19 protein-coding genes are annotated in these 19,566 nt (G+C 62.5%); 11 read left to right on the forward strand and 8 right to left on the reverse strand.

Translation table 11 applies throughout. From position 1 onward, the window contains the following. The first annotated feature begins 27 nt into the window (after positions 1–27). From J0663_RS22570 to J0663_RS22600, 7 genes are all read left to right on the forward strand, one after another. On the forward strand, positions 28–1,638 hold the full coding sequence (locus tag J0663_RS22570) for an ABC transporter substrate-binding protein (protein ID WP_207245044.1): 1,611 nt from the start codon (positions 28–30) through the stop codon (positions 1,636–1,638). A gap of 40 nt (positions 1,639–1,678) precedes the next feature. After that, positions 1,679–2,668, forward strand: a complete 990-nt coding sequence (locus J0663_RS22575; protein WP_207245045.1) for an ABC transporter permease — start codon at positions 1,679–1,681, stop codon at positions 2,666–2,668. Beyond that, complete coding sequence (locus J0663_RS22580) at positions 2,665–3,498, forward strand: ABC transporter permease (RefSeq protein WP_207245046.1); 834 nt, start codon at positions 2,665–2,667, stop codon at positions 3,496–3,498. The genes J0663_RS22575 and J0663_RS22580 overlap by 4 nt, the downstream gene beginning before the upstream one ends. Next, positions 3,495–4,280: an ABC transporter ATP-binding protein gene (locus tag J0663_RS22585; RefSeq protein ID WP_207245047.1), complete on the forward strand. Its 786-nt coding sequence runs from the start codon at positions 3,495–3,497 to the stop codon at positions 4,278–4,280. The genes J0663_RS22580 and J0663_RS22585 overlap by 4 nt, the downstream gene beginning before the upstream one ends. Beyond that, the gene (locus tag J0663_RS22590) at positions 4,277–5,059 is read left to right on the forward strand and encodes an ABC transporter ATP-binding protein (RefSeq protein ID WP_207245048.1); all 783 of its coding nucleotides are present in this window, start codon (positions 4,277–4,279) and stop codon (positions 5,057–5,059) included. The genes J0663_RS22585 and J0663_RS22590 overlap by 4 nt, the downstream gene beginning before the upstream one ends. A gap of 11 nt (positions 5,060–5,070) precedes the next feature. Further along, on the forward strand, positions 5,071–6,165 hold the full coding sequence (locus J0663_RS22595) for an aminotransferase class V-fold PLP-dependent enzyme (protein WP_207245049.1): 1,095 nt from the start codon (positions 5,071–5,073) through the stop codon (positions 6,163–6,165). A gap of 70 nt (positions 6,166–6,235) precedes the next feature. Further along, a complete protein-coding gene (locus J0663_RS22600) occupies positions 6,236–7,099 on the forward strand; it encodes a glycerophosphodiester phosphodiesterase (protein ID WP_207245051.1) in 864 nt (287 codons plus the stop codon). Here the strand turns inward: J0663_RS22600 and J0663_RS22605 are convergent. The 7 genes from J0663_RS22605 to J0663_RS22635 form a co-directional block, all read right to left on the reverse strand. Next, entirely contained in the window at positions 7,089–7,913 is an 825-nt protein-coding gene (locus J0663_RS22605) for an inositol monophosphatase family protein (protein ID WP_207245053.1), read from the reverse strand. The two genes, J0663_RS22600 and J0663_RS22605, sit on opposite strands and share 11 nt — an antisense overlap. After that, on the reverse strand, positions 7,913–8,917 hold the full coding sequence (locus J0663_RS22610; RefSeq protein ID WP_207245054.1) for a LacI family DNA-binding transcriptional regulator: 1,005 nt from the start codon (positions 8,915–8,917) through the stop codon (positions 7,913–7,915). Before J0663_RS22610 ends, J0663_RS22605 begins: the two co-directional genes overlap by 1 nt. After that, positions 8,910–9,680: a glycerophosphodiester phosphodiesterase gene (locus J0663_RS22615; protein ID WP_207245055.1), complete on the reverse strand. Its 771-nt coding sequence runs from the start codon at positions 9,678–9,680 to the stop codon at positions 8,910–8,912. The genes J0663_RS22610 and J0663_RS22615 overlap by 8 nt, the downstream gene beginning before the upstream one ends. Further along, complete coding sequence (locus tag J0663_RS22620) at positions 9,680–10,735, reverse strand: ABC transporter ATP-binding protein (RefSeq protein WP_207245057.1); 1,056 nt, start codon at positions 10,733–10,735, stop codon at positions 9,680–9,682. The genes J0663_RS22615 and J0663_RS22620 overlap by 1 nt, the downstream gene beginning before the upstream one ends. Further along, positions 10,735–11,577, reverse strand: a complete 843-nt coding sequence (locus tag J0663_RS22625; protein ID WP_207245058.1) for a carbohydrate ABC transporter permease — start codon at positions 11,575–11,577, stop codon at positions 10,735–10,737. The genes J0663_RS22620 and J0663_RS22625 overlap by 1 nt, the downstream gene beginning before the upstream one ends. Positions 11,578–11,579: 2 nt before the next feature. Beyond that, complete coding sequence (locus J0663_RS22630) at positions 11,580–12,881, reverse strand: carbohydrate ABC transporter permease (RefSeq protein WP_207245060.1); 1,302 nt, start codon at positions 12,879–12,881, stop codon at positions 11,580–11,582. Between the two features lie 62 nt (positions 12,882–12,943). Beyond that, entirely contained in the window at positions 12,944–14,290 is a 1,347-nt protein-coding gene (locus tag J0663_RS22635) for an extracellular solute-binding protein (RefSeq protein WP_207245065.1), read from the reverse strand. Positions 14,291–15,194: 904 nt separating this feature from the next. Here J0663_RS22635 and J0663_RS22640 point away from each other — a divergent pair. Both J0663_RS22640 and J0663_RS22645 read left to right on the forward strand, forming a co-directional pair. Next, the gene (locus J0663_RS22640) at positions 15,195–15,653 is read left to right on the forward strand and encodes a YbaK/EbsC family protein (protein ID WP_207245066.1); all 459 of its coding nucleotides are present in this window, start codon (positions 15,195–15,197) and stop codon (positions 15,651–15,653) included. A 75-nt stretch (positions 15,654–15,728) separates the two neighbouring features. Then, the gene (locus J0663_RS22645; RefSeq protein ID WP_207245071.1) at positions 15,729–16,736 is read left to right on the forward strand and encodes a Tim44 domain-containing protein; all 1,008 of its coding nucleotides are present in this window, start codon (positions 15,729–15,731) and stop codon (positions 16,734–16,736) included. Positions 16,737–16,791: 55 nt separating this feature from the next. On the opposite strand, the gene J0663_RS22650 is transcribed toward J0663_RS22645, so the two are convergent. Continuing rightward, complete coding sequence (locus J0663_RS22650; protein WP_207245073.1) at positions 16,792–17,823, reverse strand: hydroxyacid dehydrogenase; 1,032 nt, start codon at positions 17,821–17,823, stop codon at positions 16,792–16,794. A gap of 282 nt (positions 17,824–18,105) precedes the next feature. Here J0663_RS22650 and J0663_RS22655 point away from each other — a divergent pair, with 282 nt between their 5' ends. Both J0663_RS22655 and J0663_RS22660 read left to right on the forward strand, forming a co-directional pair. After that, complete coding sequence (locus J0663_RS22655; RefSeq protein WP_207245074.1) at positions 18,106–18,705, forward strand: HupE/UreJ family protein; 600 nt, start codon at positions 18,106–18,108, stop codon at positions 18,703–18,705. Positions 18,706–18,985: 280 nt separating this feature from the next. After that, positions 18,986–19,564 (forward strand): GbsR/MarR family transcriptional regulator, encoded by a 579-nt coding sequence (locus J0663_RS22660; protein ID WP_207245076.1) that lies wholly within the window; start codon positions 18,986–18,988, stop codon positions 19,562–19,564. The last annotated feature ends 2 nt before the right edge of the window (positions 19,565–19,566 follow it).

Here is a 19,566-nt window from a genome sequence, read left to right on the forward strand (position 1 = left end):
CGGAACATGATCGATCAGGAGGGGCTCATGACCATTCCAGAAATCTCGCGGCGCGCGCTGATGAAGGGCACCGCTCTGCTGTTTGCCTCGACGGCGCTCGCCCGGCAAGCCCTTGCGCAGGCCGCGCCAAGCGGCGGCCGGCTGGTCGTTGCGGCCGATTCCGAGCCGAAGAACCTCAACCCCGCCATCGTCGCCTCGAACGGCGTCTTCTTCATCGCAAGCAAGGTGGTCGAGCCGCTCGCCGAAGCCTCGTTCGACGGCAAGGACGGGCTTGCGCCGCGCCTTGCCACCTCCTGGGAAGGTTCGCCCGACGGCCTCTCCGTCACCTTCAAGCTGCGCGACGGCGTCACCTGGCATGACGGCAAGCCGTTCACCTCGTTCGATGTCGCCTTCTCCGCGCTCAAGATCTGGAAGCCGCTGCAAAATCTCGGCCGTCTGGTCTTCGCCAATCTCGAAGCCGTCGATACGCCCGACGATTACACCGCCATCTTCCGCTTCTCCAAGCCGACGCCGTTCCAGCTCATCCGTAATGCGCTGCCTGTCGTAACCAGCGTCGTCGCCAAACATATTTTCGACGGCACCGATATCGCCACCAATGCAGCCAATAATGCACTGGTCGGCACCGGCCCGTTCAAATTCGCCGAACACAAGCCCGGCGAATATTATCGGCTGACACGCAATGAGAATTATTGGGAAAAGGATCAGCCGAAACTCGACGAGATCGTCTACCGCGTGCTGCCTGATCGCGAGGCGGCGGGAGCGGCGCTCGAAGCAGACGAAATCCAGCTTGCCGCCTTCTCGGCGGTGCCGCTCGCCGATCTCGACCGTATATCCAAGATCGACGGCATCAAGGTGATTTCCAAGGGCTACGAGGCCCTGACCTACCAGCTCGTCGTGGAGATCAATCACCGCCGCAAGGAACTCGCCGACCTCAGGGTGCGCCAGGCAATCGCCCATGCGATCGACAAGAAATTCGTGGTCGACACGATCTTCCTCGGTTATGCCGCCGCCTCGACCGGGCCGGTGCCGAAGAACGCACCGGAATTCTACACGTCCGATGTCGCGACCTATGAGTTCAACCCCGCGGCCGCCAACGATATCCTCGACAAGGCGGGTTACATCAAGGGGCCGGATGGCAACCGCTTCTCGCTGAAGCTCCGCCCCGCCCCCTATTTCAACGAGACCCGGCAATTCGGTGATTACCTTCGTCAGGCGCTCGCGGTGATCGGCATCAATGCCGAGATCGTCAATGCCGATGCGGCCGCGCACCAGAAGGCTGTTTATACGAATCACGATTTCGATCTCGCCGTCGGCCCACCGGTCTTCCGCGGCGATCCGGCAATCTCCACCACCATTCTCGTCCAATCAGGTACGCCCGATGGTGTGCCCTTCTCCAACCAGGGCGGTTATGCCAATCCGGAACTCGACAAGATCATCAAGCAGGCTGCGCAGACCATCGACACCGGTGCGCGCACCGGTCTCTACCGCAAGTTCCAACAGCTTGTAGTCGCCGACCTGCCGCTGATCAACGTCGCGGAATGGGGCTTCATCACCGTCGCGCGCGACACCGTGCTCAACGTCTCGAACAATCCGCGCTGGGCCGTCTCGAACTGGGGCGATACCGCGCTGCAATCATGATAGGATCGGCGGCAATTTTCTTCCAGAGGCCCTCTCCGGCGTGAAACGAGCCATCATCCTCCTGAGGCGCAGGGCGATCAGCAGCATTCCGGTGCTGCTGATCGTGGTGATCTTCACGTTTTTCCTGCTCGAATCCGCCTCGGGCGATGCCGTCGACGCCTATCTCGGCTCGATCGGCGGCGGTGATGCGGCCCTGATTCAGTCGCTGCGTGAGAGCTATGGCCTCGACCGGTCCATGCTTGCGCGCCTCTGGCTCTATCTTTCCTCGCTCGCGCGGTTCGATCTCGGCTGGTCGGTCGCCTTCAACCGGCCGGTCGGCGAACTGATTGCCGAGCGCCTGCCCAATACACTGCTGCTGATGGGCAGCGCGACGGCGCTTTCCTTCGGCCTCGGCTCAGCGCTCGGCGTCCTTGCGGGCGCGCGGCCAGGCAGCGTACGGGATCGGCTGCTGTCGATCGGTTCGCTTGTCGTTTATGCCATTCCGAGCTTTTGGCTCGGCCTGGTGCTCAGCATCACCTTTTCGGTGAAGCTGCGCTGGTTTCCCATCGCCGGCATAGAGACGATCGCTTCCGGCAAGACGGGATTTGCGCGCGCGCTCGATATATTTGATCATCTGGTGCTGCCGGTCGGTGCGCTTGCCATGATCTATCTCGCTTTGTTCCTGCGAGTGATGCGGAGCGGCATGGCTGAGGCATGGAAGCTGGATTTCGTGCTCTTTGCCCGCGCCAAGGGTCTGTCGCGAAGCCGCATCGTGCTGCGCCATGTCGCGCGCAATGCGCTGCTGCCGCTCGTCACCATGCTCGGGCTGCAATCGGCCGCCATGCTCGGCGGCAGCGTCGTGATCGAAAGCGTCTTTGCGATCCCGGGGTTCGGGCGGTTGGCGCAGGAGGCGGTCAATGGCCGCGATGCACCGCTGTTGATGGGCATCGTCGTCACCAGTGCCGTGCTCGTTATCGCCGTCAACTTCCTCGTCGATCTCGTCTATGCCGCGCTCGACCCGCGCATCGGCGCTTCGGAGGGCGGCGTATGAGCCGTCTCCAGCACTTCTTCAGCACCTGGGAAGGTGTGGCCGGGCTTGCGCTCCTCGTCATCCTGCTGTTGGCCGGCCTGCTCGCACCCGTCATCTCGCCGGGCGACCCGCTGAGAATCGCCGGCCGAGCGCTGCTCGCGCCGTTTTCCGAGCCGGCTTTTCCGCTCGGCACCGATCGTCTTGGCCGCGATGTGCTCGCCGGTCTGCTTTACGGTGCGCGCACCTCACTTGTGGTCGGCCTCGCGGCAGCCTTATCGGCCATGGTCCTCGGTGTCTGCGTCGGCATGGCGGCCGGTTTTGCCGGCGGGGTCGTCGACGAAGCGCTGATGCGGGTGGTCGACGCCTTCCAGATCGTGCCGGCTTTCCTGCTGGCACTTGCCTTCGTCAGCACCATCGGCGTCTCGACGCCTGTCGTCGTCCTGGCCATCGCACTTGGCAGTTGGGCGGATCCGGCGCGGCTGACACGAGCGCAGGTGCTTGCGATCCGGGAGCAGGATTATGTCGCTTCGGCGAAGGTGATCGGCATGCATCCGCTTGAGATCGCCGTCCGCGAAGTCCTGCCGAACGCGCTGCCGCCGGTGCTTGCGCTTTCCGCCACCATCGTCGCCGGCGCGATCCTCACCGAGGCGGCGCTTTCCTTTCTAGGCCTCGGCAATCCCAATATCGCCACCTGGGGTTCAATGATCGCAGAGGGTCGCAGCGTGCTGCGTTCGGCATCCTATCTCTCGGTCATCCCCGGCGCAGCGCTTGCCGTGACCGTGCTCAGCGTCCACCTCTTCAGCGAGGGCCTCGGCAAGGCGCTGGCCGAGAACGGCGTGAGGGCGGTATGAGCGGTATTTTCTGCAGCCTGAAACAGTTTTCGGTCATTTATGGGCGCGGCACGGCCGCGCTCGATGGCATCGATCTCGATATCGTCGCCGGCGAGAGGCTGGCCATCATCGGCGAAAGCGGTTCCGGCAAGAGCACGCTTGCCCGCGCGCTCGCCGGTCTGCTGCCTGAAGGAGCGAAGGTCGGCGGCAAAATGCAGTGGTCTGTCCTTGGCCATTCGCCCCGTCCCGGCCGCGATTTCGGCTTCGTCTTCCAGGATCCGGGCTCCAGCCTCAATCCCGTGATCACGATCGGCGAGCAGATCGCCGAAGGCGCCAGGCGCCATCTCGGCTTCAGCTGGAAACAGGCTTATATCAGAGCCGAGGAATTGCTCGAGCGAGTGCAGATGCCGCGGCCTGACAGGGTCATGCGGGCCTTTCCGCACCAGCTTTCCGGCGGCCAGCGCCAGCGCGTGGCGATTGCGGCGGCCATCGCTGCAAGACCTGCGCTGCTGATCGCCGACGAGGCGACCAGCGCGCTCGACGTCGTGGTCCAAGCCGAAATTGTCCGTCTTCTCGACGGTCTGGTGCGCGAGGACGGCATGACGTTGCTCTTCATCACCCATGACATCGCGCTCGCTTCCGGCTTCGTCGATCGCATCGCCGTCTTTCACAATGCGCGGCTGGTCGAAACGGGTCCCGTTCGTTCGGTGCTTTCAGCGCCGGCAAATGATCATACCGCCGCCCTCATCGCCAGCCATCGCGATCTGGCGACGCCGCCGCTGATCGCAGGGGTGGCTTCATGAACCCCGCGCTGCTTTCCTTAGCAAACATCTCCAAAGCCTTTTTGTCCTCGGGTCGCCGGGTCGCTGCTCTCGACAATGTCTCGCTGACGATCGCAGCCGGCGAAACCCTTGGCCTCGTCGGGGCCTCCGGCAGCGGGAAATCGACGTTGTCGCGCATCCTGTTGCGGCTTCTCTCGGCCGACGCCGGCGCGATCCGCTTCGAGGGAGAGGATTGGCTTGCGTTGAACGGTGCGCCGTTGCGCCGCAAACGGGCGCGCATGCAGATGGTGTTCCAGGATCCGCTCGCGGCCTTCAATCCGCTGGCGAGCGTAAGTGTGGCGCTCGACGATCCGCTGCGTATCCACGGCATCGTGCCCAGGGAACGACGTGCCGGCGAGATCGCAATGCTTCTCGAACGCGTCGGCCTGCCCGCCGATTATGCCTCACGTCCAATCCGCGCTCTCTCCGGCGGCCAGCGCCAGCGTGTGGCGATCGCCCGAGCTATCGCTACGCGTCCCTCTCTGTTGGTGCTTGACGAGGCGGTATCGGCGCTCGACGTCACCGTGCGCGGCAGGATTCTCGAACTTCTGGTCAGCCTGCAGAAGGAACAGGGCATTGCCTGTCTGTTCATTTCGCATGATCTTGCCGTGGTGCGTGCCGTGTCCCACCGCATCGCCGTCATGGATGGCGGACGGATCGTCGAGACCGGTCCGGCGGCGGCAGTCGTTGCCAAACCGAAATCCGATGCCGGCAGCGCGCTCGTGGCAGCGGTCCCTCGCCTCGTTACCGATCCGTCCTGAAGGAGATGCCGATGTTCGATCTTGGTTGGAATCCCCTGCATGGCGTGCCGTCCTACCCCGTGGAGCGCTTCGGCACCCTCGCCGACAGGATCGGCGGCATCTTGCGCAGCCGTGGCGATGTCTTACTGGTGCAGGCCGAGGCGGTGGTGGCGCTGGAGGCGGTCGCGGTCAGCCTTGCGCGCCCCGGCCTTGCCGCACTCAACATCGTCACCAGTCCCTATGGCCGCTGGTTTGGTCAATGGCTGCGGCGGGGTGGTGCCAGGGTTGAGGATATCGTCGCCGAGCCAGGCCTGCCAATCGAGATCGAAGCGGTCGCGAAAGCGTTGCAGGCCGGCCCTCACATCGACGTCATCGCTGTGGGTCACGCGGAATCCGCGAGCGGCATTCTCAATCCCCTGCCCGAGATAATGGCGCTTGCCCGGGCTCGCGGCATCGTCACCGTTGTCGATGCGGTCGCCTCGGTCGGCGGCCATCAGTTCGACGTCGATCATCTCGGCATCGACATCGCCGTCATAGGTCCGCAGAAGGCGCTCGGCGGTCCGGCGGGCGTCTCCGCGCTCTCCGTAAGCCAGCGCGCCTGGCAGCTCATTCTCAAGGAGGGCGCACAGCGCGACTCGATCCTGTCGCTGGCCGATCTGAAAAGATGGGTCGACGATGGCCGGCGCGGTCTGCCGGGAACGCCGGCGCCGCTGGAATTCTTTGCGCTGGAGGCGGCTCTCGACCGTATCGAGGCCGAAGGTATGGAGAATGTCATCGCCCGCCATGCGCTGGCGGCGTCGGCGACGCGGGCTGGGCTTGCCGCACTCGGCGCCGGAGCCTGGGCGCCGCCGGCAAAGGCTTCCAACCTGGTCACGGCGGTGCCGGTGCCGCAGGCGTTGGCGCCTGCTGCACTGATCGCCGCTGCGGCGCGGTTGGGTGTCGAGTTGACCGAGGGTGTTGGGACGGCGCCCATCAATCTCGTGCGTCTGAATCACACCGGCCCACGCGCTGCATTCCAGACGGTACTTGCTAATGTCGCGGCTTACGGCGCGGCCCTTCGGCAGGCCGGCCACCCATCTGACATTGCCGCAGCATCCGAGGCGATTTCAGTGGTCTACAGTCGATGAAAGCCTGCTTCGGCCTTGATAATCACAGCTCGTCAAGGCAGGAGAATGGCATCACGGAGACTTGGCAGAGATGACGAAATTGCTGGATGCACAGGGCCTGGAGATTTCACACGCGGGGCATCGCACCCGCCTGAAATGGCACCGGCTGCGCAAGCGCTTTGCTGATCCACTGTTTTCAGCCGAGGTGATGGCGGAAGGTTTTGCAGCAGGCGCCTCGATGGAACTCGACCTGCGCGTGCGCGCCGACGGCGGCTTCGTCGTGCTGCACGACAAGGAGCTGGAAGGCGAAACAACGGGATATGGACCGATCGCCAAAAAGAGTGGCTCCGACCTCCGCGACATCCGGATGAAGGAGGGCGCCCGGCCGCTGATCCTCAGCGAGGATCTCGCAGGCATGATGCAGGCGACGCATCCGGCCGCGTTGCTGCAATTCGACATGAAGGACGATTACGAAGCGATCGGCGCAAGCGGCATCGCGCATCTTGCCGAGCATTTCCGCGATATCGCTGCTTCGGTGATCGTCAGCGGCGGCTGTCTCGACCTCGTTATGGCAGTCAAGGAAAAGCTTCCGCATCTGCTGCGCGGCATCGATCCGACCGATAAGCTTTACGGCATCCGGGAGGCCAGCGGTTGGAAGGCCGCCGAAACGGAACTGCGCGCCGATCTGCGCGGGCCGACCGAACCCGACACAGTCTACCTCCACTGGCCGCTGATCCTTGCTGCCGCCAAGGACGGCTTCGACATGATCGCGCTCTGCCGTGACGAAGGCAAACGCGTCGACGCATGGACCTTCACCCTGAAGGATCCGGAGGCAGGATTCAGTGAAGAGGAGTGGCGCAGCTTCTCGGCATTGATGGCCCTGAAGCCGGATCAGATCACCACCGATGAGGCGCCGGCGACCGAACGCGCCTGGCGTCGGCGCATTAGCGGGTAACGGGCGCCAGTCCTTCGATATCGAGAATGAAAGCGAATTCATCGGCAAGTCCCGGCGAATGGGCGATCACCGGTCCGCCTTGCGTAAGCAATCTCTCAACAGGCGGCATCACCACCGTCGCGCCGGCCTCTGCGGCGATCAGCGCGCCGGCCAGCATGTCCCACGCATTGAGCTGACGTTCGTAATAGAGATCGGCGGCACCCTCGGCGACGCGAACCAGGTCGATGGCAGCCGCGCCCATGCGGCGATAATCCATGCCGCGTTCATGCAGCCGCCGGGAGAGCGCGAGATAATCGTCGAAACTCGTCTTGCGGGAATGGCCGAGGATGACGAGCGCATTGGCCGGATCGGTGGTTGCGGCGGCATGAATGGCAAGCCGATCCTTGAAGGCGCCGCCGCCGCGAACGGCATGGAAAACCTTGTCCTCAGCGGCGTCGTAGACCACGCCGACCTCGACCCTATCGTCGGCGACGAAGGCGATCGAGATGCCCCAATGCCGGAAGCCCCTGATATAATTGGTCGTACCGTCGATGGGATCGACGACCCACGTGCCGGCCCCGCCCGACAGTCCGCCGCTCTCCTCTCCCATGAATGAATCGCCCGGAAAGCGCGAGATAAGTCCGTCGCGGATTGCCTGCTCGGCTTTTCTGTCGGCAACGGTGACGAAATCCTGCAAGCCCTTGTTTTCGACAGCGAGCATGCCGGGGTTTGAAACCCTCCGAGACCGCGCCGTTTCCCGTCCCACCTCCAGAGCCACGGTGATCGCAGCCTCCGCCCTTGCGCCAATGGCGGCGGCATCGAATGCGGAATTCATCAGGCTGTCCTTCTCTTTATCAATGTCACCGGCGTGAATTCGACGCGCGCCGTCAGCTCGGGTTCGGCCATCCGGCTCATCAGCAGGTCGACGGTCTGTTCGGCCTGGAGATCGCAGGGTTGGCGGATGGTCGTAAGGTCGTAAGCGGTCCAGCTCGCCTGAGGAATATCGTCATGGCCAATGACGGAAAGCGGCGGCGCATCATTACGGCCGCGGCCTCGCATCATGCGGTCGATCACGCCGCAGGCCATGTAGTCGTTGGCGCAAAACAGCCCGTCGATACCCGAGCCGGCAAGCTCGCCGGCCGCATCGTAGCCGCTCCGGTAATCATTGATTTTGACATGCAGAAACTCCGCTTCGACGCCCAGCTGCCTGCAGCGCGCGACGAAGGCCTCGCTGCGCCGCCGCGCCGTATAGGATATGGCGGGTGCGGCCATCACGGCGGGCTTTCGCACGCCGTTGTCGATCAGGTGGGTGGCCGCAAGATGGCCGGCCATGCGGTCATCGGAAATGATGCGATCGACGAAGGGAATGTCGTTACCCTTGTTGATCAGCACGATCGGCACGCCCTCGGCCGCACATTGCTCGCAGATCTCACCCGGCGGTGCGTCCGAGGTGACGATGACGCCGGACACGGCATAGTGCAGCAGCTGGCCGATGACCGTCGAGGTATCCGCTTCCTGTGAGGTCGGCAGCAGGATGGGGCGGAAATTCCGCGCCAGCAGCACCCGTGACAGATGCTCGATCTGCTGCGTGCGGAATGGGTTGTCGAAACCGGCGGCGACGAGGCCGACGAGATCGGAGCGTTTGTTGGTGAGGCTCCGGGCAAGGTAGTTCACCCGATAGCCGAGTTCCTTGGCCGCCTGATAGACCTTCTCCCGGGTTTTCGGCGAGACGCTGGCATCCGGGGTGAAGGCGCGCGACACGGCAGCGCGCGAGACGCCGGCCACCCGCGCGACGTCGAAGGAGGTTACCTTGCGTGGTCCCTTGTCCCTGTCAGCCAAATGCTCGTTCCTTCATCAGAGGCGCCCGCATCAGATCGGGCAGATCGGTGCAGATACCGAGAACCGAGAGTTTCATGAGGTCATCGAGAATGGTCCGCCGCTCCTCGTGCCAAAGCACGATCTCGCGGCCCGCCTCGAAGGCGCGCGCCATCAGCGCCTCGGTCACCAGATCCTGCGGGCGCTCCCCTGCCCTCTCCCAGCAGAGATGGAGAATATCGGCGCCGGCCTCATCACCGAGCGCATGCGGATCGTGGCCGACGCGGATCAGCAACGAGAGCGGAAAATCGCAGGCCGCATCTCTGAGTTCGCGCACCTGTGCGGTATCGAAGGAACCAAGGCAAGCAAAGCGCTGGTTCATTTCGACAAGGTGCTGCCAGCAGCGGATGCCGGTCCCCGGCGCCTTGAGCTCGACATAGAGACCGGTCCCGGTCTCGCGGGCGAGAGCGGCGACCTCGGAAAAGCTCGGTACGTCGACGCCGTCAAGGGCAACGAGCTCCGCCGCCGTCATTTCCGAAATCCGCCGGTCGATGCCGTAGACCCGCTGCAGATGGTCGTCGTGTGATACGACCACAACGCCGTCGCCGGTCAGCTGCGTGTCGAGCTCCCACATCTCCGCACCGAGTTCAGCCGCGCGGCGGAAGGCGGCGAGCGTGTTTTCGCGTTCGTGGCCGCTGGCGCCGCGATGGCCGATGCAAAAGGGAAGCCGGCCCTTGGCGGTCGGCCAGCCGTAGCGTTTGAAAAAGGCCGAAAAATCGCGGTTCATCAGAGCCTCGTTCCGTTCTCGTCGAAAACGAACACGCCGCGGCTGTCGATCCCCCAGGCGACGTCGTCGCCGACGTGAATGTCGTTGCGCACAGGCTGGATCGAGCGCAGCAGCGGGCCGCCGGCAAGACGCACGTCGTAAAGGTTCTCTCGCCCTTGCGTTTCTGCAAAGGTGATCTTGCCGGACACGCTGACGTCGCCGGCGGGCGTAAAATGCTCCGGCCGGACGCCGAGCATCAGCTTGGTGCCTTCTGCCGCACCGATGGCGTTTGGCAACGGCACCCGGATCTCGCTTTCCGGGATTGCGAAGGCGCCCTTGTCCATGACGCCGCGCAGGAAGGTGATCGGGGGATTGCCGAGAAAGCCGGCGACGAAGGCGGTCTTCGGATCGTTGTACATTTCAGCCGGCGTGGCGATCTGGACGATCTCGCCCTCTTTCATGATGGCAATGCGGTCGCACATGCTCATTGCCTCAACCTGGTCATGGGTGACGAGAATGGCGGTGATGCCGGTCTCGCGCTGCAGGCGGCGGATTTCCGAGCGCATTTCGAGACGCAGCTTGGCGTCGAGATTGGCGAGCGGTTCGTCGAGCAGCAGCACGTCGGGTTTGCGGATCAGCGCGCGCGCCAGCGCTACGCGCTGCTGCTGGCCGCCTGACAGTTCGGCCGGGCGTCGGCCCATCAGATTGCCGATCTGGACAAGGGTTGCGATACGGTCGACCTCCTTGCGGATATCTGTGGCCGGCGTGCCCTTCACCTTCAAGGGAAAGCCGATGTTCTCGGCAACCGTCATATGCGGGTAGAGCGCATAGGACTGAAAGACGACGCCGACATTGCGGGCCTGGCTCGGCAGGTCGGTAACGTCGCGATCGCCGAACAGGATGCGTCCACCGGTCGGCCGGTGAATGCCGCAGACCGCGAAAAGCGTCGTCGACTTGCCGCAGCCGGAAGGGCCGAGCAGCGCCAGCATCTCGCCGCTGCCCACTTCGAGCCGCATGTTCTCGATGACTTTGGTCGAGCCGAAGCTCTTCGAAAAATTGTCGAGGAGGACGCGCATCAGCCTTTGCTCCCGCCGCCGTAGATGTTCATCAGATATTTGTTGAAGAGTGCGTAGGCGATCAGCACCGGAACGAGGTAGAAGAGTCCGACCGCCTTGAACATGTTGAAATCGTAGTTGTTGTCGTCGGCGAGGAAGCCCGCGAGATAGACCGAAAGCACCTGCACGTCATTGCCTGGCGCGAGCACCTGCGGCAGGATGAATTCGCCCCAGCCGGACAGGAAGGAGAAGAGCCCGAGCGCCATGATCCCGGGCTTGACCTGCGGCAGCACGAGGCTCTTCCAGACGCGGAAGCGGGAGGCGCCGTCGACGACACCGGCCATTTCGATTTCCCAGGGCACCGTATCGTAGAAGCCCTTCATCAGCCAGATCCCGAGCGGCAGGTCGATCGCCGCCTTCACCAGGATGACGCCGATCAGCGAATTATAGAGCCCGATCATCTGCAGCACGATGAAGATGGCAATGATCAGCGTCACCGACGGGAAGGCGTGCAAGACCATGACGCCGGCGAGGAAGAAGCCTCGCGCCGGCACGTTCAATCGCGAGAGAACGTAGCCGGCCATCGACGAGACCAGGAGTACGAGACTGGTGGTGCAGGCCGAAAATAGCAGCGTATTGACGGTCACCTGCCAGATGTTCGCCTTGCCCGCCGTCGTCTGCCACAGGAAACGCCAGTGATTGACCGTGAAACCAGAGGGCAGCAGCGCATCCGGCTGCTTCACTGTTACGGTGTCGAGGAAGAGGTAGACATACATCAGAAGCAGCGGCAGGCTGACGATCGTCAGTGCTGAAACGACAGGCCAGCTGCTGTAATTTGCCGAGGGCTGCGATCGTTCGGCCATGGTCAATCCTCGATCAGGGGCTTGGCGACAAGCGTGCGGTAGTTGAAGACGCGCAGATAGAGGAGCGACAGCGTCACGCCGATGACGACGAGCACCAGCGCCATGGCCGCGCCCAGCCCGTATTCAAGGTTGCCGGCATAGTTCCTGAGTGCCGTGTGATAGGCGGCGAGCGCCCAAACCTCCGTGGCGTTGCCAGGCCCGCCATTGGTGGCGAGCAGGGTTTCATTGAAGGAGGCGAGCAGCGACAGTGTCTGATAGCAGGTGACGAAGAGGATCGGCCAGCGCATCTGCGGCAGGATGATGTAGCGAATCTGCTGCCAGCGCGACGCGCCGTCGACCTCGCTTGCATAAAATTGGCTCTTCGGAATGGCCTTCATCGCCGAGGAAAAGACCAGCATGCCCATCGAGGCGCCGATGAAACCGTTGATCAGAACGACGAAGAACCAGGCATTATAGGCGGTGTCGAGGAGATAATTCTTCGGCGGATAGCCGAACTTGCCCATCAGCACCGAAATGAAGCCGGTGTCCCAGGCGAGCCATTTCCACAGCATGACATAGATGACGACGGGCGTGATGCGGGGCAGCAGCCAGATGCCGCGGAAGATCGAGGCCGGCGCCGGCGGCATGTAATGCGTCCAGATTGCCAGCAGCAGCGCATAGCCGACATTGAAGAGCGTCAGCACCAGCGCGACATAGAGCGCGGTATTCAAGAGCACGCGCGCCATGTCGGGTGAGGTGGCGATGCGCGAGAAATTGTCGGTCGTCCAGGTCCAGCCGGTGTAGGTGGCCTCAGCGACGGCTTCCTTCTGTTCCAGCGTCAGATTCAGGCCGAGCGTATCAAGAGCGGAAAAAAGCTCTTCCTTGCTGTCAAAGCGTGTGTTGACGGCGGAGCGGTTGAACTGTTCGGAAATCTGTTTGACGTCGCGCGTCGAAGGCCGTTCGGCAAGATCCTTGATCATGCGCTCGGCTTCGCGCCGCGTCGGGAAGACCTCGCCGGCGTGCTTGGCGCGCAATTCCGCAGCAATGCCGTGCGCCAGGCCGAGACCTTCCACGGCCTTGAGGCCGGCTTCATCGATCGCGTAGCGCGGTTCGGCCAGTTCAGCGGCGATATCGGGCATCGCCGATTTCAATATTATCAGGGAATTAGGGGCGATTTGGTAGACGCCGCCTGATATCCCGGTCGCGGTCGACATGTTGGTCATCGAGAAGACTGCCGTCAGAATGACCGGCAGCAGGAAGAAGAGGACGATCATGATCGCCGCGGGCGCGATCATCACCAGTCCGAGCCTTCTGGACGATTTCATGGAAGCCTCCTCGCGGATCGACCGGGCGGCGGGGTGCCGCCGCCCGGAAGGGTGCTTCGATCTTAGCGGATGACGATCTTGTCGCCGAGCGTGCCCTTCAGCTCGCTCTCGGCATCGCCGATGGCGGCGTCGACGGTCTTGGCGCCGGTCCAGGAAGCTTCGAGGTTCTTCCACATGATGTTCCAATATTTGCCGAAATCGGAATTGTTCGGCATCGCATTGGCATGCGGCAGCAGGCGCTCGGTGGCTTCCCGGGTCCAGCGGTCGGCCGAGTAGAAGTCGACTTCCGATTCCGCCTCGGAAATGCCGAGATGGGCTGACTTGACCGCATGCAGCGCGTTGATGCGCGGCTCGGAGGCGATCGTGATCAGCTGGGCCGCGATATCGGTCTCCTCCTTGTCGTGGCCTGCCGTCAACAGGTAGACGAGCGGGTGGGTCAGCGTGTTGGCCTTGCCGCCTTCGCCGGCCGGGATCAGCGTGAAGATCACGTTGCCGAAGAAGTCCTTGAGGCCTTCCTGATTAACGAGGCGGGCATAGTGCCAGGTGCCGCCGTCCCAGATGCCGGCCTTGCCGGTGGCGACTTCCTTCCACCACTGATCGCCAGGCATGCCGATATGGTTCTTCTTGGTGACGCCCGCCTTAACGGCGTCGGCGAAGAACTGGTAAGTGCGCTGCATGGCGGCCTTGTCGAAAACGAGCTTGCCGCCTTCTTCCATCGTACCGCCGAACGAGGTGTAGAACTGCCAATAGTCAGGGCCGTTGCTGGGGCGCGGATAGAAGCCGTAGCCGGGCTGGACGACGCCCTTGTCCTGCATCTTCTTGGCGTCTTCGAGCAGGTTCTTCATGGTGTACTTGCCGTCCTGGACGTTTTGCGGCAGAGCATCCAAATCGGCGTCGCTGTAGCCGATCGCCTTCATGTGCGGCTTCCAGAAGAACATCGGACGGGATTCGGCGTCCTGCGGAATGCCGTAGACGGCACCGTTATAGGAAGCGATCTGCAGCAGGTTCTCATAAATGCCGTTGAGCGGCCAAGCGTCGAGATCGACGTAGTCCTCGATCGGAACGATAAGGCCGGCCTGCGACCACGGCGCGATATCCTCGTGGCCGCTGGCGACGATGTTCGGGGCGGTCTTGGCTTCTGCAGCAAGGGTCAGCGCCTGCTTGAAGTCGTCCCAGCCGGAATAGGCTTTTTTCTCGACCTTGATCTTCAGCTCTTCGCCCTTGAGAGCGGCTTGGCGCTCCAGCTGCTGGGCGGCGATGTCGATGGCGTCGAGGCGATAGACGTCGTTCGGACCGGTGCCGCCAGCCCAGACGGTGATGGTAACGTCCTTGGCGAATGCGAGAGCAGAAGTCGAAGCCAGGATGGCGGCAGCGACGGTGAGGGACTTCAGTGTCGGCAAAATGGTCATTTTCTTCATCTCCCCAGAAGAGCAGTGTGAGGCCTCTTTGACGGGTCATCACTGGTGTTGACGACCGTTTCAAAAACCCGCGAAAACGTGACAAGTCCCGCTCTATGGGCTTAACGTAACGGCCGAATGACAAAATTGAGCACGTGTGCAAAATTATTATGACGATGTTCTGAATGTGGTCAATTGCCGATGCTGAGGCGACATCGCTTCTGGGTGAAAATCAGCATCGATGGCGATCTTGAAGGCCTGAATGAAGTGCCCCTTGCCTCCGTTTTCGCAATCAGCTATTGGTAGTGAAGGATTTGACCAGCAAGGGAGGCGTGCAATGACAGATATTTCCTCGTCCAACGCCTCTTTGGCATAGGCTTCCGAAGCTCCCTACCCTCGTTCATCCGAGACCTTTCAAGCTTCACCATCCGAAGACGGCTTCCATTTCGCACGCAGCGTTTTGGCACGGCGACGTCCGGGCAACATGGCGTTGCGCTTTTCAGGCTTGAAGAAGGGCGGTTCAGCATTCCGACCGCGATTGATCATGAACAATCAGCACGCCGGCGAGAGCTTGGCGACATCCATGAGCGAGCTTTGCTCGCGATTTAGCTTTCGAGAAATTCTCGTCGCAACCATAATTGCCCGGCGGAAACGTCGTAGCATGGTGAACAGCTTGGACTCTTTTCCAGCATGGCTGCGCCGCGACCTCGCTTTATCAGGTGAATAGATCGGCTTCCTCGCCGATGTTGGGGAATGTCCGGCCGGGATGGTTTCAAGGCAAAATCATGCCGGCCGGCTTCGGCGGCCGAGCCGCGCTTTGCTTGAAATATCTCGAACTTTAAGTTAGGGGATTATGCTTGGATTTCGGTATCCACATCCCGCATTTTTCCGATCATCGTTTTTGCACGTCCGTTCCATGAGCCTTGAATCCGTCCGTGCCTTTTTCCGCACCCATGCACCAGATATCGAAATCATCGAAACCGCCGAGAGCTCCTCGACGGTGGCACTTGCTGCCGAAGCCCATGGCGTCGAGCCGGCCCAGATCGCCAAGACGATCTGTCTGCGCGTCGGAGAACAGGCGATGCTGGTCGTTGCCGGCGGCACGGCGCGCCTCGACAATCGCAAGTTCAAGGATACGTTCGGAGGCAAGGGGCGCATGCTCGATGCGGAGGAAGTCGTGGCTATGACGAGCCATCCTGTCGGCGGCGTCTGTCCGTTCGGCCTGCCCGCGCCGCTGCCCATCTATTGCGATGTCTCGCTGAAGCGCTTCGATGAGGTCGTGCCCGCGGCCGGCTCGACGAACTCGGCCGTGCGCATCGAAACCGGGCGCCTTGCGGAACTGACCGGCGCCAGCTGGGTCGACGTCTGCCAGTAAAGAACTTCACACCTCAGAAAGAGTACCTATATTAGCTCCCGATATGCCATGATTGTGCATGACAGGAGATCAGGAATGCCGGGTGCCGTTTCGCGTTTTGCCAAAATTGCGGCGATTGCCGTACTGACGAGCGCTACCGTTTTTGCTTCGCTCGGGGATGCCGAGGCTCGCCGCGCCGGCAGCTCCGGTTTCGGGAGCCGCGGCACGCGGACATTCCAGGCTCCACCCGTCACCCAAACCGCGCCTGCTCCTGCTGCGCCGATCGAACGTTCGATGACGCCGCGTCCGCAGACGACGGCGCCAGCCACGGCACAGCAGCCCCTCGGCGCCCAGCGGCCCGGATTCTTCAACGGCTTCGGCCGTTCGATGATCGGGGGCCTGATCGCCGGCGGCCTCCTCGGCATGCTGCTTGGCCACGGATTCGGCGGAGGCTTCGGCTTCCTCGGCATGCTGCTGCAGATCGCCTTGATCGGCGGCGCCGTCATGCTCGCCATGCGTTATTTCGCCAACCGCCGCCAGCCATCTTATGGCGTAGGCGGCCAGAGCCGGTCCTACGGCCAGTCTTTCAACATGTCGCCCGCGAACCATTCTTCGTTCCAGATCCCGGCGATCGGTTCGGGCGCCGGCTACGGCGGGCAGTCGCGCGGCAATCGCCCGAACGACGAAATCGGGCTGGCGCAGGCTGATCTCGATCAGTTCGAGGAGTTGCTGACGAGCGTGCAGACCGCTTACGGCGCGGAAGACTACGGTACGCTGCGCCGGCTGACGACGCCTGAGGCGATGTCCTATCTTGCTGAGGAACTCGGCGAAAACGCCACCAATGGCGTGCGCAACCGTGTCTCCGACGTCAAGCTGCTGCAGGGCGATATCGCCGAGGCCTGGCGCGAGGACGGCCAGGAATATGCAACGCTCGCCATGCGCTACTCTTCGATCGATGCCATGGTCGAACGCGACAGCGGCCGCGTCGTTTCCGGCGACGACCGCCGCCCGAGCGAAAGCACCGAGATCTGGACCTTCGTGCGCAAGCCCGGCGCTGACTGGAAGCTCGCCGCAATCCAGGGCACTGGGCAGCGGGCCGCTTGAAGAAAGCCTTGCCTCTTTTGTGCCGCCCAAACTGTCGGTCAGTCTGGGCGGCATTTTAATTCACCGCGACCGGTCTGGAGCGCATGCGGGAGACCGTCTCGCGCTCGGCGCGCTTGCAGCGCATCGGCGGCAGGCCGCGATCCATCAGGTCCATGTCTTCGAGCACCATGTCGCCCATCTTCTTGAAGGCGCCGTCGAGCGCACCGGCACGGTGCGCCGAGCGGATGAAGCCTTTCAGCTTCCGCACCGGATGGTCCGCCGGCAGCGGCTCTTGCGGATAGACATCGCTTGCTGCGACGATGTGGCCCGACGAGACAGCTCCCATCAGCGCATCGAAATCGACGACATCGGCGCGGCTGAGCAGGATGAAGGCCGCGCCTTTGCGCATGCTGGCAAACGCCTCGGCGCCGAGAAAACCCTTGTTTTCGCTAGTGACGGCTGCGACGACGAAGACGAAGTCGCTTTTCGTCAGCACATCCTCCAGGCTTGCGGGCTCGACGCTGTTTTCTTCGAGGATCGAGCGGGGCAGCCAGGGATCGAAGACCCTGATGCGCGCCCGGAAGCCGGACAGCACCCGGCGCAGCGCCCTGCCGAGATCGCCGAAGCCGACGATGCCGATGTCGGAACCAGCGATGAGCCGCGCGCTCGCATTGCCCTCCCCGCCCCAGAGCTCGGTGCCTTCGCGAAAAGCGACATCCCCATCGACGATACCGCGCGCCAAGGCCAGCGCGAAGCCTAGACCGATTTCGGCGACCGGCTCGGCGAAGACCTGACCCGTCGTCACGACATGAATGCCGCGCTCAAAGAGCACGTCATAGGGCATGTTGTTGAGAAGATTGCTCTCGACATTGAGGATCGAGCGCAGAGCCGGCATTTTCGCGAGCGTTTCGGCCGAAAGCGGCGGCTGGCCGATGATGTAACGCGCCCTGCCGAGAATGTCGTCGCCGAGGGCGGCGATATTTTCGGGATCGGCCTCGACGATTTCGTATTTCGCATGCAGTTCGGCGCGTGCCTTGTCGGTGAAGATCAAGTCAAGCGTGCGCGGCTCGGGCGCACTGATCGCCAGCGGCCGGTCGATATTGGTCATGAGCATCTCCTCCATCGCGGCGGCTTGCGCCGCCTCGGCTCTTCGATTGATAGCTTCTGTGCGAGAAGCTTTCCAGCTCATGAGCCTTCGATGCCTCACATGAGGTGGCGGCGCTGTCGAAAGCGGCATTTGCCTATCAGATAAGCAATTGAATCGCCTTGGTATTTCTGAGGGTTTTCGTTGACGGCGCAAACTCATTGAACTAGCTTGAGCGCGCGTCTTTGAACCATGCCTGATGGTGGCAGCCGCCGCGTATTGGAAAACGAACGAGGGGATCGAGCAATGAAATCAGCACTCAAGAGCGGTCTGCTCGCTTTGGCCGCCATAGCGCTGCCGGCGGTTGCCTCTGCCCATCCCGCGGTCGGCGAAGCGGCGGGTTTCAGCCATGGCTTTGTCCATCCGATGTCCGGCCTCGATCATGTCCTCGCCATGGTGATGGTCGGCGTTTTCGCCTTTCAGCTCGGCGGCCGCGCCGCATGGCTCATGCCGACGACCTTCGTTTTGGTTATGGCGCTCGGCGGTGTCCTTGGCGTTGCCGGCATCAATGTTCCCTTCGTTGAAACCGGTATCGCGCTTTCCGTTGTCGTGCTCGGCGCCGTTGTGGCGCTCAATGTCAAAGCGCCGCTCGCCGCATCGCTCGGAGTCGTCGGGCTCTTCGCCGTCTTTCACGGTCACGCGCACGGGAGCGAAATGCCGGAGAATGCGACGGGCGCCGCCTATGCTGCCGGTTTCATGATCGCCACCGCATTGCTGCACGTCGCCGGCCTAGGCCTTGGCTACCTCGTGGGTCGCGCCGGAGAACGGCAGGGTGCCTTCGTGACCCGTGCCGCCGGCGGCATTGCCGCAATATCAGGCATCGGCATCCTGGCCGGCATGATCTAGGCCTGGTAGCTTTCCGGCCGCCTTCGGCATCACGTATACCTTACAGTCCGATCGGAACGCCCGGCACGCCATTGCCGGGCGTTTTTGCATCATGGCCGCAAAGTGACGCAGACTTGACTCAAATCAAATCCGGCCATGCGTTGTCGAGCTATATTTGACACGTGTTCAACGGACGGACATCCAAATTGACGCAGGCTGCCTTGCCTGTTGGCGGCGAGGTGCGAAAGTCACTATAGTAATTTCAGAAATTTCTGAAATCACAGACGCAACGGAAATTACAATGAACCTTCCGCCTCTCGTCCAGTCCTTCGTTCTTCACTTCGGCGAAATGGGCTCGCGCTGGGGGATCAACCGCACGGTCGGCCAGATCTATGCCCTGCTCTTCGTCTCGCCCGCGCCGCTTTGCGCGGAGGAGATCGCCGATTCCCTCAGCGTCTCGCGGTCCAACGTGTCGATGAGCCTGCGCGAACTGCAGGCCTGGAACCTCGTCCTTCTCAAACACAAGCCTGATGATCGCCGCGATTTCTTCACCACGCCGGACGATGTCTGGCAGATATTGAGGACGCTCGCCGAGGAGCGAAAGAAGCGGGAAGTCGACCCGACGCTGTCGGTTCTGCGCGAAATCCTGATGCAGCGCCCCGCAAGCGAAACCGAGCGCTATGCGCAGGAGCGCATGGGCGAGATGCATACGCTGATTGAACAGCTGACGCATTGGTATGAAGACGTAAAGCAACTTGAAACGGAAAGGCTCGCGACGCTACTCTCGCTTGGCGCGAAAGTGACAAAGCTTCTGGAGGCCAAGGACCGGGTCATCTCGCTCGGCCGCGGCCGCCGGCCGAATCCTGCGAACAAGAGTTAGCG

The organism is Rhizobium lentis, assembly GCF_017352135.1.
Taxonomy (GTDB): domain Bacteria; phylum Pseudomonadota; class Alphaproteobacteria; order Rhizobiales; family Rhizobiaceae; genus Rhizobium; species Rhizobium lentis.

What these genes read in the sequence shown, in the direction of transcription:
- J0663_RS22585 (WP_207245047.1), top strand. Translation starts at nt 3,495, where the DNA reads ATGAGCGGTATTTTCTGCAGCCTGAAACAGTTTTCGGTCATTTATGGG.
- J0663_RS22660 (WP_207245076.1), top strand. Translation starts at nt 18,986, where the DNA reads ATGAACCTTCCGCCTCTCGTCCAGTCCTTCGTTCTTCACTTCGGCGAA.
- J0663_RS22630 (WP_207245060.1), bottom strand. Translation starts at nt 12,881, where the DNA reads ATGAAATCGTCCAGAAGGCTCGGACTGGTGATGATCGCGCCCGCGGCG.
- J0663_RS22600 (WP_207245051.1), top strand. Translation starts at nt 6,236, where the DNA reads ATGACGAAATTGCTGGATGCACAGGGCCTGGAGATTTCACACGCGGGG.
- J0663_RS22635 (WP_207245065.1), bottom strand. Translation starts at nt 14,290, where the DNA reads ATGACCATTTTGCCGACACTGAAGTCCCTCACCGTCGCTGCCGCCATC.
- J0663_RS22570 (WP_207245044.1), top strand. Translation starts at nt 28, where the DNA reads ATGACCATTCCAGAAATCTCGCGGCGCGCGCTGATGAAGGGCACCGCT.
- J0663_RS22650 (WP_207245073.1), bottom strand. Translation starts at nt 17,823, where the DNA reads ATGACCAATATCGACCGGCCGCTGGCGATCAGTGCGCCCGAGCCGCGC.
- J0663_RS22655 (WP_207245074.1), top strand. Translation starts at nt 18,106, where the DNA reads ATGAAATCAGCACTCAAGAGCGGTCTGCTCGCTTTGGCCGCCATAGCG.
- J0663_RS22580 (WP_207245046.1), top strand. Translation starts at nt 2,665, where the DNA reads ATGAGCCGTCTCCAGCACTTCTTCAGCACCTGGGAAGGTGTGGCCGGG.
- J0663_RS22625 (WP_207245058.1), bottom strand. Translation starts at nt 11,577, where the DNA reads ATGGCCGAACGATCGCAGCCCTCGGCAAATTACAGCAGCTGGCCTGTC.
- J0663_RS22590 (WP_207245048.1), top strand. Translation starts at nt 4,277, where the DNA reads ATGAACCCCGCGCTGCTTTCCTTAGCAAACATCTCCAAAGCCTTTTTG.
- J0663_RS22640 (WP_207245066.1), top strand. Translation starts at nt 15,195, where the DNA reads ATGAGCCTTGAATCCGTCCGTGCCTTTTTCCGCACCCATGCACCAGAT.
- J0663_RS22615 (WP_207245055.1), bottom strand. Translation starts at nt 9,680, where the DNA reads ATGAACCGCGATTTTTCGGCCTTTTTCAAACGCTACGGCTGGCCGACC.
- J0663_RS22595 (WP_207245049.1), top strand. Translation starts at nt 5,071, where the DNA reads ATGTTCGATCTTGGTTGGAATCCCCTGCATGGCGTGCCGTCCTACCCC.
- J0663_RS22645 (WP_207245071.1), top strand. Translation starts at nt 15,729, where the DNA reads ATGCCGGGTGCCGTTTCGCGTTTTGCCAAAATTGCGGCGATTGCCGTA.
- J0663_RS22620 (WP_207245057.1), bottom strand. Translation starts at nt 10,735, where the DNA reads ATGCGCGTCCTCCTCGACAATTTTTCGAAGAGCTTCGGCTCGACCAAA.
- J0663_RS22605 (WP_207245053.1), bottom strand. Translation starts at nt 7,913, where the DNA reads ATGAATTCCGCATTCGATGCCGCCGCCATTGGCGCAAGGGCGGAGGCT.